Annotated in this window: 14 protein-coding genes; 5 read left to right on the forward strand and 9 right to left on the reverse strand. The window is 32.6% G+C overall.

What is annotated here, in order from left to right; genetic code table 11:
- Positions 1-56 precede the first annotated feature (56 nt).
- Entirely contained in the window at positions 57-722 is a 666-nt protein-coding gene (locus BM239_RS07420; protein WP_092207052.1) for a uracil-DNA glycosylase, read from the forward strand.
- On the opposite strand, the gene BM239_RS07425 is transcribed toward BM239_RS07420, so the two are convergent.
- The 7 genes from BM239_RS07425 to BM239_RS07455 all read right to left on the reverse strand — a co-directional run bounded on the left by BM239_RS07425 (position 723) and on the right by BM239_RS07455 (position 5,745).
- Complete coding sequence (locus tag BM239_RS07425) at positions 723-1,319, reverse strand: hypothetical protein (RefSeq protein ID WP_092207054.1); 597 nt, start codon at positions 1,317-1,319, stop codon at positions 723-725.
- A 63-nt stretch (positions 1,320-1,382) separates the two neighbouring features.
- A complete protein-coding gene (locus BM239_RS07430) occupies positions 1,383-1,568 on the reverse strand; it encodes a hypothetical protein (protein ID WP_092207056.1) in 186 nt (61 codons plus the stop codon).
- Between the two features lie 239 nt (positions 1,569-1,807).
- Positions 1,808-2,665: a substrate-binding domain-containing protein gene (locus BM239_RS07435; protein WP_092207058.1), complete on the reverse strand. Its 858-nt coding sequence runs from the start codon at positions 2,663-2,665 to the stop codon at positions 1,808-1,810.
- Entirely contained in the window at positions 2,662-3,534 is an 873-nt protein-coding gene (locus BM239_RS07440) for a nucleoside phosphorylase (protein WP_092207060.1), read from the reverse strand. The genes BM239_RS07435 and BM239_RS07440 overlap by 4 nt, the downstream gene beginning before the upstream one ends.
- Positions 3,525-4,463, reverse strand: a complete 939-nt coding sequence (locus BM239_RS07445; protein ID WP_092207062.1) for a DUF1835 domain-containing protein — start codon at positions 4,461-4,463, stop codon at positions 3,525-3,527. The genes BM239_RS07440 and BM239_RS07445 overlap by 10 nt, the downstream gene beginning before the upstream one ends.
- The gene (locus BM239_RS07450; protein WP_092207064.1) at positions 4,463-4,792 is read right to left on the reverse strand and encodes a translation initiation factor; all 330 of its coding nucleotides are present in this window, start codon (positions 4,790-4,792) and stop codon (positions 4,463-4,465) included. Before BM239_RS07450 ends, BM239_RS07445 begins: the two co-directional genes overlap by 1 nt.
- A gap of 2 nt (positions 4,793-4,794) precedes the next feature.
- The gene (locus BM239_RS07455; protein WP_092207065.1) at positions 4,795-5,745 is read right to left on the reverse strand and encodes an isopenicillin N synthase family dioxygenase; all 951 of its coding nucleotides are present in this window, start codon (positions 5,743-5,745) and stop codon (positions 4,795-4,797) included.
- A 126-nt stretch (positions 5,746-5,871) separates the two neighbouring features.
- Here BM239_RS07455 and BM239_RS07460 point away from each other — a divergent pair, with 126 nt between their 5' ends.
- Positions 5,872-7,878 carry an alpha-ketoacid dehydrogenase subunit alpha/beta gene (locus BM239_RS07460; protein ID WP_245758207.1) on the forward strand — a complete coding sequence of 669 codons (2,007 nt, stop codon included), beginning with the start codon at positions 5,872-5,874 and terminating at the stop codon, positions 7,876-7,878.
- 89 nt (positions 7,879-7,967) lie between these two features.
- Here BM239_RS07460 and BM239_RS07465 read toward each other — a convergent pair whose 3' ends face one another.
- Positions 7,968-9,308: a dipeptidase gene (locus tag BM239_RS07465; protein ID WP_092207069.1), complete on the reverse strand. Its 1,341-nt coding sequence runs from the start codon at positions 9,306-9,308 to the stop codon at positions 7,968-7,970.
- 95 nt (positions 9,309-9,403) lie between these two features.
- Between BM239_RS07465 and BM239_RS07470 the strand changes: the two genes are divergently transcribed.
- Both BM239_RS07470 and BM239_RS07475 read left to right on the forward strand, forming a co-directional pair.
- Positions 9,404-9,817, forward strand: coding sequence for a 3D domain-containing protein (locus BM239_RS07470; RefSeq protein ID WP_394333916.1), 414 nt, complete (start codon positions 9,404-9,406; stop codon positions 9,815-9,817).
- 62 nt (positions 9,818-9,879) lie between these two features.
- Entirely contained in the window at positions 9,880-12,042 is a 2,163-nt protein-coding gene (locus BM239_RS07475) for a S9 family peptidase (RefSeq protein WP_092207073.1), read from the forward strand.
- 7 nt (positions 12,043-12,049) lie between these two features.
- On the opposite strand, the gene BM239_RS07480 is transcribed toward BM239_RS07475, so the two are convergent.
- On the reverse strand, positions 12,050-12,598 hold the full coding sequence (locus BM239_RS07480; RefSeq protein WP_092207075.1) for an ExbD/TolR family protein: 549 nt from the start codon (positions 12,596-12,598) through the stop codon (positions 12,050-12,052).
- An 809-nt stretch (positions 12,599-13,407) separates the two neighbouring features.
- Here BM239_RS07480 and BM239_RS07485 point away from each other — a divergent pair.
- Positions 13,408-14,097 (forward strand): hypothetical protein, encoded by a 690-nt coding sequence (locus BM239_RS07485; RefSeq protein WP_092207077.1) that lies wholly within the window; start codon positions 13,408-13,410, stop codon positions 14,095-14,097.
- Positions 14,098-14,099: the final 2 nt, after the last annotated feature.

Here is a 14,099-nt window from a genome sequence, read left to right on the forward strand (position 1 = left end):
TTTTATGGCACTAAAGATAGTATTAATTTAGTGCTGACATAAAAAAATAATAAAATATGGAGGTGAATATTCACGAAAGCTGGAAACCTTATTTACAAAATGAATTTAAAAAAGATTACTTTAAGTTATTAGTAGAATTTGTAAAAGATGAGTATAAAAATAACACCTGTTACCCGCCAGCTTCAGAAATATTTAAGGCTTTTAATATGTGCCCATTCCAAGAAATTAAAGTCGTAATTATTGGCCAAGACCCTTATCATGGTTTCGGTCAAGCAAATGGATTATGTTTTAGCGTTCATGATGGAATTGCCCATCCACCCTCATTAAAAAATATTTTTAAAGAACTAGAATCCGATATTTTTAAGCCATATCCCGTAAGTGGAAATTTGGAGGAATGGGCAAAACAAGGTGTATTACTTTTAAATGCAACTTTAACCGTTAGAGCGCATGAAGCAGGCAGTCATCAAAACAAAGGATGGGAGCTGTTTACGGATTCAATTATTAAGACTATTAGTGATAAACAAAATGATGTAGTTTTTTTACTTTGGGGTGGTTTTGCTAAAAAGAAATCTAAATTAATTGATACCAAAAAACACACCATTTTAATGAGTGGACATCCATCGCCATTAAGCGCCAATAGAGGGTATTGGTTTGGAAATAAACACTTTAGTAAAACCAATCTGGTTTTAAAAAACAAAGGGCTTTCTCCAATAAAATGGTAATTAGTTTACGGTAAAATAATAACGTCCATCATCTCCAGAATTCATAATTTTTGAATATATAGTAATTCCTTGATTTCTGGAGTAACTCGTGGAAATCTGGATTATTTCAGCAACTTCAGTGTTGTAATTTAATGAGCCCGACAGATAATAAGTACCAGGTTCAAGGAGTTTTATGCCAAATTTATTTCTGAATACAGAACTATCTAAATCACAACGGACAATTAAACTTTGATAATCAATAAATGTTTCACCATCTATAGTTTCTAAAGCATTTTCATTTAATTCAATTAAAGCATATGTTCCATAAGCTGTTTCCTTGTATAGGTTTATATAATAATAGTAGAAGCTATCCGGTGAATCTGAAACAAAATCTGTCAGATAAACAATACTAGCATTAGTAGAAACTTGCTCATTTTCTAACACAGTAGATATATAAATCGTATCATCCACTTGAAAGTTAGTGCTATTATTTTCTATTTGGATAATCGTATCATTTTTAATAATGGTGTTATTAAAAACATAGTCATCCTCACCTGGACAACAAATTGAAGCACAAAGGGATATGCCAATTAATATAGTGAAAGATGCAAACTTCATAGTTTTGTTTATGAATAGATGCATACTTAAGCAAAAGGTTGCGTAAAAGAAGTAAACTTATTATTAACTACCTGTAGGTGCTAATTGGTTAGATTCAGAAGTAACAACCATATTTTTGGTAACAACGAATGTTGGTCTGTTTTCAATTTTTTGGGATGCACGCTTTGGAGTTTTGTTACAACTAAAGATTAGTAATAAAAAATTAACTGCAACCAAAAAAGAGAGTAAAATAGTAATCGTTAATAGCATAAGCGATGAATTTAGTTTAACTCAAGGGTCAAATATAAAGCAATTAACTTAAAAATTAAAGAATTTTTAACATTTATCGATGTAAGGTTCATTTTTAAAGACGTGATTACTAGGTAATTTGTTTTTGTTTTTCACGAATTTGTTAAAATAATACGTCATAAAAATAGTAATCCTATATCGTTTTAACATTAATAATGAGATTAGGTGGATTAAAAAAAAGCGACTTATACAGACGCTTCTTACCCTAAATTATGCACCAATGCATCATAAGGAACTATATTAGGAATAATATCCAATGCTAATAGCTGCTCTTGGATTTTGTGGATTGTTACTTGGCTCATATTATTTTGAGACCATTCGGTTAGGGATAACCATTCCTGAACGTCTTCTAATTTTTGATCATAACGCGCTGCAATGACTTTGTCGATATCAGGAATTGTTTTGAAGTTTTTTGTGGAATTATTAATAATATTCAAAATGGTTTGTAATTCATTTGAGCGATTTTCAATAAAATCATTACTAACTGCAATTACAAAACAGGGCCAAGGCGTAGGGCAGTTTCCAAGACGTCTAAAAATACCCTTATCTACTATGGGTTTTGTCATGAATTTTTCCCACATAAAATAATCTGCAGAACCATTTGTAAGCGCATTTACTGCGCCATCTAAATTTTTAACAACTTCAAATTGTAAATCTTTAGATAAATTCCAGTTATTGTTTTGTGCGTTAATATAAGCCATTAAATGAGATCCAGAACCATAGCGACTAATAGCTGCTTTTGTTTCTTTTAAATCATTTATGGATTGGTAAGGTGAATCTGCTCCAACATGAATTCCCCAAATTAAAGGTGTTTCCACATAGGTTTGAACAATTTTAGAAGGATTTCCTTCAATAATATCTTTAATAATACCTTCGGTGAGTATGACAGCAATATCAATGTCACCTTTTCTTAATGCTTTACTCATTGCACCACTACCACCAGGATAATCATGCCAACGTAAATTGATATTTTCTTGTTTGTACTCCCCATTTTTTAGGGTTAAATACCATGCTAAATTAAAATGCTCTGGAACACCACCTATTTTTACTGTATTCATAATGAAGTCATTTTATCTAAAGTGTAGGTTATTAAGTTTTCAACTACTTTTTTAGAGTCTTGACTAAAGGTACCATTCGCTCTATTAGCTATTATGGCATTCAATGATAAGGCTTGATGCCCTAATAACTTTGATAATCCATAAATAGCAGATGTTTCCATTTCCAAATTAGTGATACGATGATTTTGATAGGCAAATGAATCCATTTTGGTGTTCAAATCTACATCTTTAATGGGTAGGCGTAAAACACGCCCTTGTGGGCCATAAAACCCAACAGCAGTTGCCGTAATACCAGCATAAGTTTTAGAGGAAGAAAAATGTTTTTCTAAAGATTCACTATTTGCAATTAAAATAGGTTTTGCTTTATTAGCATCCCATTTTGTATGTTTAATAAAGGCTGTTTCAACATCGGGATTTGTAAATTTCTCTATCTGATAAAAATGAAGCAGTCCATTCAAATCTAACCCATGGGAGCTAATTAAAAAGCTATCAACTGGAATGTCACTTTGTAAAGATCCAGATGTCCCAACCCGAACAATATTTAAAGATGTTAAATTCTGTTTTGGTTGTCTTGTTTCTAAATCTATATTTACTAAAGCATCCAGTTCATTCATTACAATGTCTATATTGTCAGGGCCAATTCCAGTAGATATGACGGTTAAACGTTTATTTTTATAAGTACCGGTTTGTGTTTTAAACTCGCGCTTTTGCGTTGTAAATTCTATTGAATCGAAATGTTTCGTAATTTTTTCAACACGATCCTGATCACCAACAAATATGATTGTTTTAGATATGTTTTCTGGTTTTAAGTTTAGATGATATACACTACCATCTGGATTCAATATCAATTCAGATTCTTTTATTGGCATGTTTTATTTTTTATAAGTTCGTTTCGTTGTGTGCTGAAATAGAAATCTAATCGATTAACACCACCATACACCATGTTATTATTTATTTCGGCAGCAAAATTATGAAGACCTATTAAGGCTTCATGTCCTTTTCTATTTAGTTTGATGCTGTTTTCTGTTTCATCAAAAAAGATAGATAAGGTGTTTATAATATAATGAATTTGCATATCGGAATACCCATAATAGCCTTGAAAATTCAATGCATAACCCACTAAATGTCCTTTAGACTTAACAACTTCATCTCGTACTATAGTGAGTATGTTTTTCTCCAAAACACCTAATCCGTTTTTTAAATTTGGAAAACGCTTTAAATGCGCTTTAAGACAACTACTTAAATATTTAAATGACGAATTTTGTACAATATAAGGTTTCAATAGATTATGGTCTTTCCCACAATATATATGCCATATACTACGAGCTAATTCCATATCGGATTCTAATAGCAATACTTTATTTTTATAATGAAGCAATAATTGGTCTGAAGGTAATTCTGTTAAAGCTTTTAAATTCTTTTCTCCTTCAATTCGGCCACTCGATACTAAATAAATGGGTAAATTTATTTGTCTTTCTTGAAGTAATTTTAAAACTCCAAGTAAATTTATATGGCAAAACAAATCAAATTCAAACCAAAGCACAATTTCAGAAAAATTTTCTGCTTGGTTGAGAATTGATAATTCATTTTCTATTTCTTCTTCATTAATTGCTATGGAATAAGTACTTTTCAGAAAGTTTTTTCGATTATCAAAAAATTGTTTCGAATCTATTTGAACCAAGGTTGGACCTTCACATAACATCTCTTGCCAAGTTAGGTATGTGCCTGCAACATCTAATTCTTTTAAATAGTTTGTTAAATGTGTACCATTAGTAATATGAAGAATGTCTTTATCCATTAACCACCAACGCGTTTAACATGAAAGCCTTTACTTTTTAAAATGGCCATTATTTTATCGCGATAATCACCTTGAATAATTATTTTATCATCTTTATAACTACCACCAACACTTAAGGTTGTTTTTAGTTCTTTAGCTAAAGCCTTGAAATCTTCAGTGGCACCTGTATAACCATCAATGATGGTAATGGGTTTACCTTTCCGTTTTTCATACTTACATAATAGTGGATCATCTTGAATCCATAAACCATTAGTAGCTTCAGACGAATTTTCAGGCTCTTCATGAATGTGTTCTGGAAAAAGATTTTTTAATTGATCTTGTAAGTCCATTTTTACTTTTTAATTAAGCCTAACTCAATTAAGCGTTCATTTAAAAATTCGCCAGCGGTAATATCATCAAATTGTTTTGGATTTTCGTCGTCGATACAACTTTCCAAAACATTTAATTTCATATCGCTTACTGGGTGCATAAAAAACGGAATGGAATAACGCGATGTACCCCAAAGCTCTCTTGGTGGATTAATAACACGATGGATGGTAGATTTTAATTTATTGTTAGTATGTCTTGATAGCATATCTCCAACATTTATCATTAACTCATCTGGCTCTGCTATAGCATCTATCCATTCTCCTTTATGGTTTTGAACTTGTAAACCACGACCTTGAGCACCCATTAACAAAGTAATTAGATTAATATCACCGTGAGCAGCTGCACGGACAGCATTTTTCGGTTCATCTAGAATTGGAGGATAATGAATAGGACGTAAAATACTGTTTCCATTATGAATATATTCATCAAAATAAGTCTCTTCTAAATCCAGATGTAGCGCCAAAGCACGTAAAACATATTTTGCTGTTTTTTCCAGCATACGGTACGTTTCTTTACCAGCTTTATTAAATTCAGGTAGTTCTTCAACTTCTACATTTTTAGGATATTCAGCTTCTAGTTTTGGATCATTTTCTACAAACTGCCCAAAATGCCAAAACTCTTTTAAGTCACCTTCTTTTTTGCCTTTAGCACTTTCTTTTCCAAAGGAAATATAGCCACGTTGACCACCAATACCTTCAATCTCATATTTTTGTTTGGTTTCTAAAGGTAGTTCAAAAAAGTTTTTGACTTCGCTATATAAATTATCAACTAATTTATCATCTAAAAAGTGACCTTTAAGAGCAACGAAACCAATTTCTTCATATGCCTTTCCAATAGCATCTACAAATTGCTGTTTTCGTTTTGGATCTCCTGATGTAAAATCTTTTAAATTGACACTTGGTATGGTATTCATAAGGATAATATTTTAATAAGTATGTATTACAAATGTACGAAAACATTATAAAGTTTGTAATACTATTTATTGTTAGATTTACATTTGTAATTATCAATTTCATAGTATATTTGACAAACAATTTTTATGAGTCATATAGTAACAAGTATGGGTAATATAAGGTACAACAAGTCAAATCTTGACAGTCATGAATTATTAGAACTCTACAAACGCATGTTGAAACCGCGTTTAATAGAGGAAAAAATGCTGATACTCTTACGTCAAGGACGAATTTCAAAGTGGTTTTCAGGAATTGGTCAAGAAGCCATTTCAGTAGGTGTTACCATGGCTTTGGATGCAGATGAATATATTTTGCCTATGCACCGAAATTTAGGTGTTTTCACCACACGTGATATTCCTTTATACCGTTTATTTAGTCAATGGCAAGGTAAAGCTAATGGCTTTACTAAAGGTCGAGATCGTTCGTTTCATTTTGGTACTCAAGAGTTTAAAATTGTTGGTATGATTTCGCATTTAGGACCTCAATTAGGCGTTGCAGATGGCATAGCTTTAGCTAGTAAATTGCAAAATACCAATCAAGTTACAGCCGTTTTTACTGGCGAAGGAGGTACTAGTGAAGGCGATTTTCACGAAGCTTTAAATGTGGCTTCAGTCTGGCAATTACCCGTTTTATTTTGTGTTGAAAATAATGGCTACGGTTTATCTACACCAACCAGTGAACAATATAATTGTGAAAACATTGCGGATCGTGGTATTGGTTATGGCATGGAATCACACATTATAGACGGAAATAATATTATAGAAGTCTATACAACTATGCGTGATTTAGCGCAGAGTGTTCGTGAAAATCCACGTCCAATTTTAATTGAATTTAAAACCTTTAGAATGCGTGGCCATGAAGAGGCGAGTGGTACTAAATATGTACCTCAAGACTTAATGGATATGTGGGCAAAGAAAGATCCGTTGGAAAATTTTCAAGCATTTTTAAAAGAGGAAAATATTTTAACTGAAACCAATGAAGTAAAAATAAAAGAAGCTATTGTTCATGAAATTAATGAACATTTACAAATAGCTTTTGATGAAGACGCTATTATTCCTAATGAAAGTACTGAATTAAATGATGTTTACAAAGCATTTGATTATAAGGATGTTAAACCAAATTATAATACCGAAGAAATACGCCTAATTGATGCTATTTCTGAAGGTTTAAAACAATCCATGGAACAGCATGACAACCTTGTTATCATGGGTCAGGATATAGCTGAATATGGTGGTGTTTTTAAAATAACTGATGGCTTTGTAGAAGCATTTGGTAAAGAACGTGTTAGAAATACACCTATTTGCGAATCTGCTATTGTGGAAGCAGCCATGGGACTTTCTATTTCAGGAATGAAAGCTGTAATGGAAATGCAGTTTGCTGATTTTGCAACTTCTGGTTTTAACCCGATTGTAAATTATTTAGCTAAATCCCACTACCGTTGGAATCAAAACGCTGATGTGGTTGTTAGAATGCCTTGTGGTGCTGGTGTTGCGGCAGGACCTTTCCACTCGCAAACTAATGAAGCTTGGTTTACCAAGACACCAGGATTAAAAGTGGTGTATCCAGCGTTTCCATATGATGCCAAAGGTTTGTTAGCAACTGCTATAAACGACCCAAATCCTGTACTTTTCTTTGAACACAAAGCTTTATACAGAAGCATTCGTCAGGATGTGCCTACGGATTATTTTACCATTCCTTTTGGAAAAGCAGCCCGTTTACGTGAGGGTGCTGATGTTACCATTATTTCCTATGGCGCAGCTGTACATTGGGCTTTAGAAACTTTAGATAACAATCCAGATATTCAAGCAGATTTAATTGACTTACGTAGCTTACAACCCTTGGATACCGAAACTATTTTTGAATCGGTTAGAAAAACAGGTCGTGCCATTATTTTACAAGAAGATTCGTTGTTTGGTGGTATTGCTTCAGATATTTCATCCCTGATTATGGAAACTTGTTTTGAATACCTAGATGCGCCTGTAAAGCGTGTGGCTAGTATGGAAACACCAATTCCATTTATAAATCAATTGGAAGTACAGTATTTAGGAAAAGGAAAATTTGAAACAGCCTTGAAAGAATTATTGACCTATTAATAGTTACAATAGATTCGATATAAAGAAAAACAGCATTGGTTATAAAATTTCAATGCTGTTTTTATATTATTTAATGATTTAAAATTTTTTTACGGATTGCTTTTTGCTTGTATGTCTTTTGCTACAGCTTGAACATCGTCTAAAACGCGTAAAAGATTTTCGCTCCAAAGCTTGCTGATTTCTGCTTCTGTGTAGCCACGTTTTACCAATTCTAATGTTACATTAAAAGTTTCTGAAGCATCGCGCCAGCCTTCAATTCCGCCACCACCATCAAAATCACTACTGATTCCAACATGGTTTATACCTATTTTATCAACCATATAATCTATATGATCAACAAAATCGGCAACATTTACAGCAGGAGGAAAACCTTCTATAGTTTCAGCCTTTTCATTTGCTAAACGCACAACATCACCATAATATTCAAAAAACTCATTTTGTTCTTCATTACTTAAAGCCATCACTTCTTCTCGTGAGCTATACCATTTAACACCTAACGAATCGGCAGCTTCTTTTTGAATGCTTTTCAAGGCTTCATCGCGAACCGCTACTTTTTCAGCATTTACATAAGCATCCAATGCAACTGCTTGCACAACACCATTATTATCTTTCATCCATTGTAATTGTTCGTCATCTAAATTTCGACTATGATCACATAAAGCTCTTGCAGATGAATGCGAGGCTATTATTGGTGCTTTAGTCAATTCAATCATTTGACGCATTGCTTCTTTTGAAGGATGCGAGACATCAATCATCATTCCCAAACGGTTCATTTCTACAATCACCTCTTTTCCTAATGGACTTAATCCATTATGAAGCCATACACTATCTTTTTCACCCGTATTACTATCACTTAATTGGCTATGACCATTATGAGCAAGCGACATGTAACGGCCACCTAAGTCATAAAATTTCGCCACGTTTTTGATATCTGTTCCAACAGGATAACCGTTTTCAATACCAATCATAGCTATCTTCTTACCAGAAGCGTGAATACGTCTAACATCATCAGAGGTTAGTGCTAATTCAATTTGATCTGGAGCAATATCTGTTACTAGTTTATGAATCGCATCAAATTTTCCCATGGCAGTTTCATATGCTTTGGCATAACCTTCTGCAGATAAGGTGTCTTGACCCGTATAAACAATAAACCAAGCAACATCCAATCCGCCAGCTTTCATTTTAGGAAGCGTAACTTGCGACTTTAAATCTTGAGTATAATTAATAGAGTCTGTAAAGTTATTCACATTAAAATCGTCGTGTGTATCCAGTGTTATAACACGTTCGTGAATCCCTTTAGCACGCTCCATCATTTCAGGTGTTACTATAACGTCTTCATTAACCTCTGCAATAATTTGTTCTTGTTTTGGCTCATCTTTACAACTCATAATGAGCAAAAAGGATAGGCCTAATAGTTTAATAGATTTCATTTGTAGTTTATTTTAGTATCTATTGGTCAAGTTACAAAAAAGTTAGATGTGTTAAGTAAAGCTAAAAAAATACTATCTTTAATTATATTAACACTATGAAACATATTAATATACTAGGGCTCATTATGTGTCTGGTTTTCAGCTGTAAACCAGAAAAACCTCCTGAATATTCTTGGAAATCAATTGAGGTTACAGCAACTGCATACAATTCGGTATCCTATCAAACCAATTCTAATCCGCACATAACAGCGTTTGGAGATAGTTTAAAACCTGGACTTAAATACATTGCTGTTTCTAGAGACTTGTTAAATTTAGGTCTTACTCATAATACTCCTGTTGCTATTGAAGGTTTAGAAGGATTGTATCTTGTGAAAGATAAAATGCATGCTCGAAAGCGAAAACAAATTGATATTTACATGGGCTTGAACATTAAAGCCGCCAAGGAATGGGGTAGGAAAAAAGTAAATATTGCTTATGGAATTAAAAATGAAGAAATAGATGATAAATAATTAATTTAATTATCTAATTTTAAGCAAACTAACATCAATCTAATTTTTAACTTATTCAACTTATGAAAAAAATCTATTTTTTATTGCTTTTAATTGTTGTTTCAGCTTGTGAAACAAAAGAAAAGCAAAACGGTGTTAGTAATATTAACGATGAGGCTCCTATTGCAAAAAAAACACCTAAAGAATTAACAATTCATGGTGACACTCGAATTGACGATTATTTTTGGTTGCGTTTAAGCGATGCGCAAAAAGAATCTAAAAATCCAGATGCACAAACTCAAGATGTTTTAGCATATTTAAATGCAGAAAATGACTACTTACACAAAGCAATGTCTCATACTGATGCTTTTCAGGATACACTGTATAACGAAATAATAGGACGTATTGAAAAAGAAGATCAATCTGTTCCAGTAAATGACAATGGATATTCTTATTATACACGCTTTGAAGCAGGTTCTGAATACGCATTATATTGCAGAAAGAAAATAGAAACCGACGCTGAAGAGCAAATTATCTTTAATGGCCCTGAAATGGCAGAAGGTTTTCCTTATTATGGTATAGGTAGTCAAAATGTGAGTCCAAATAATCAATTAATGGCTTATGCTATAGATACCATTTCTAGAAGACAGTACAAAATTTATTTTAAAAACCTAGAAACGGGTGAGTTGTTGCCAGATAAATTAAGCAATACAGGTGGCAACGCTGTTTGGGCTAACGACAATAAAACTGTTTTTTACGCAACTCAAGATCCAGAGACGCTTAGGCACAATAAAATTTACAAGCATGTTTTAGGCACAGACCAATTTCAAGACGAATTGATATTTGAAGAAACCGATGAAACATTCAATTGCAATGTTTTTAAAACAAAATCGAAAGATTATTTAATGATTGTGAGTAGCCAAACACTTTCAACCGAGTATCGTTTTTTAAATGCAAATACGCCAAATGCTGAATGGGAAATTTTACAACCTAGAGAACGTGATTTGCTTTATTATGCAGATCATTATAATGATGATTTTTATATTCGAACAAATTTAAATGCTACCAATTTTAAATTAGTTAAAGCACCAATACAAACAAGTACAAAGGACAATTGGCAAGATGTAATTCCCCATAGAAATAATATACTCCTTCAAGATTTTGATTTATTTAAAAACTATTTAGTTTTAAGTGAGCGACTGAATGGTTTGACAACCATACGCGTTAAAACTTGGGATGATTCAACAGATTACTACATAGACTTTAAAGATGCTGCTTATTTAGCTTACCCAACTTCTAATTTGGATTTTGATACTGATAAATTACGCTACAATTATACATCTCTTACAACTCCTTACAGCACGTATGAATATAATATGGATACGAAAGGACAGAAACTTTTAAAGCAACAGGCTGTTCTGGGAGGTTTTTCTTCAAATGATTATGTATCTGAACGCCTGGAAGCCACAGCTACGGATGACACTAAAATTCCAGTTTCTTTAGTCTATAAAAAAGGGATTGCTTTAGGAGCAGAAACACCATTATTACTTTATGCTTATGGATCTTATGGAAATAGCACAGAACCAACTTTCAGTTCTGATAGATTAAGTTTATTAAATCGTGGATTTGTTTACGCCATTGCGCATGTGCGTGGTGGTCAAGAAATGGGACGAGAATGGTACGAAAACGGCAAACTGCTCAACAAGAAAAATACCTTTACAGATTTTATAAACGTTGGTGAGCACCTAGTCGCTAAAGGTTATACAAGTCCAAAACATTTATACGCTTTAGGTGGTAGTGCTGGTGGTTTGTTAATGGGAGCAATAATTAATATGAAACCAGAATTATGGAATGGTGTTGTTGCGGCAGTTCCATTTGTGGACGTTGTTTCTACCATGTTAGATGAAACCATTCCATTAACAACATTTGAATTTGATGAATGGGGAAATCCAAAAGATGCCACGTATTACAACTATATAAAATCCTATTCACCTTATGATAATGTGGAGGCTAAAGCCTACCCAAATATGTTAATTACCACTGGGTATTGGGATAGTCAAGTTCAATATTGGGAACCTGCTAAATGGCTAGCCAAATTACGTGCGCTTAAAACAGATAATAATTTACTAGTTATGGATTGTAATATGGAAACTGGACATGGTGGTGCCTCTGGACGTTTTGAACGTTATAAGCGTACAGCTCTTTATTATGCCTTTATTATGGATTTAGAAGGCATTGAAAAGTAAATAAATATTATTTGGGTTCAGAAATATTTATAGGATATGCATGTTTTACATCCTGAAGTTCGGACGATGATAGTTCCTGAATTGATTTCTGAAATTTATTTTGTGAATATTCATTTCGGAGTTTCGCATACGCTTTATTAATTTCATTCTGTACTTGAATAAACAGTTCATAAGAAGTTTGTCTATCATGTTCTAAAACAACTATTGCTTTTTGAGGGTTCTCTGAAGCCGTGGAAAGTTGTTTTCCAGAACAGTAATTACATGATTTATCACCGTTATTATTTACAAAATCGGAAACCAGGTTATTAATTTCCCTAAAGCTCACTAATTCTTTATTCATTAAAATTTCATTGTCATCATTTAAAATTATTCGTAAAACATTGTGTTCAGTAGCTGGTGTTGCACAATCATTAGTAGGGCAGAGGGCAGGTAAATTCCTATTAATGCCTGCATCTATAGATATAGTTGTTGTTACTAAAAAGAAAATGAGTAATAAAAATGCAATATCTGCCATAGAACCTGCATTTACTTTTTCGGAGTTCCTGTGATGTCTCATAATAATAGCGATTTAAGAATTAGATTCTTTAAGAACAAAAACAGTACCATATAAATTTTTATAAAAAAACCAGCAACTTGTGCTGGCTTTTTTCATCTTTAACTAATTCAAATTAATGGATATACCGTTTTGTTCCTGTCCACAATACGCCATGTTGAATACATCTTTTCCGGATTGTTATTCTTTTTTGAAGGTAGGTTATTAATTCATTGGAATCTCTGGAAATTTTAATTAATGCTTGCATGACTTGGTGTTTTAATCTATCTGCTGATAGACAGTTTTTACTGATTGATGATTTTTCTAAATACTATCTAAAACGTCTTTTACTATTCCAAGTATAACCCTTGGTGTTGTTCGTTCTTTTTGATATTTGATTGCTGTCTAAAGTTCTCATGATGTTTTGATTTTTTATTGATTGATGAATTATTTACTTTAATGATTATCTAAAACGTCTTTTACTATTCCAAGTAAAGCCATTTGTAGAGTTTGCTCTTTTTGATAATTGATTGCTGTCTAAAGTTCTCATAATGTTTATATTTTTTTTGATTGGTATACTTTATAGACGACGCATGAAATATTTTGTTACAGTACTATGCATTGCAAAGTAGTTATTTAACATATTTTTAACATTTAAGAGCTAAATATATCATTACCTAAAACATCAGAAAGCGCTACCATTACTAATGTTATCCTAAATTTTATTTTATGATTTATAAATTTCTCATATTTGCTATATATTTATCTTGTTTATAACATTTAGGTACAGTTTTTGAATTATGAGCTTTAATAAATTTTCATGATCCTATAAAATGAATATTGTCCGTTACATCGTAGTTGTTTACTTAATTCTGTTAATTTGTTCGCCTATACATGCACAAATTGATAGTAATCCAAACACGTCAACTTCTATACCTGCCGTAAAAAATGACTCGGGTAATAGTGGCATTAGTATTTCTCCTATTGAAAACAACGGCTTTTCTAAACCAAATTCAGGTAAGATAAATGGATTATCAGTTCCTAATAATTCAACATTAAATACGGACAAAAAACAATTTTCCATGTTCGGAGAAGAATTTGGCAATCCAGGAGAGTTATATGAGAAACAAGTGAATAAACATCTTAGATATGCCGAAAACGACCCAAGAAGTGCGCAAGGCGGTAGTACAACCACACAATATTTAGGCGATTTTAAAACCAAAGCAGATCGTGTAAATATTATATACAGAGATCACATGTATCCCGATGGCGATCGTGTTCGGATTTTTGTAAATGATGACATTGTACAATCCAATGTGCTTTTACAATCCACCTTCAGTGGATTTAAATTACCATTGGTAAAAGGCTTTAACAAAATAGATTTTCAGGCTTTAAATCAAGGGGAATCTGGGCCAAACACAGCTGAATTACAAATTTTAGATGATTCTGGTAATGTAATTGCTTCTAGTCAGTGGAATTTAGCAACTGGTGTAAAAGCAACACTCATTGTTGTTAAAGAGTAGTG

It is taken from the genome of Algorimicrobium echini, from assembly GCF_900115185.1.
GTDB classification, from domain to species: Bacteria; Bacteroidota; Bacteroidia; order Flavobacteriales; family Flavobacteriaceae; genus Algorimicrobium; species Algorimicrobium echini.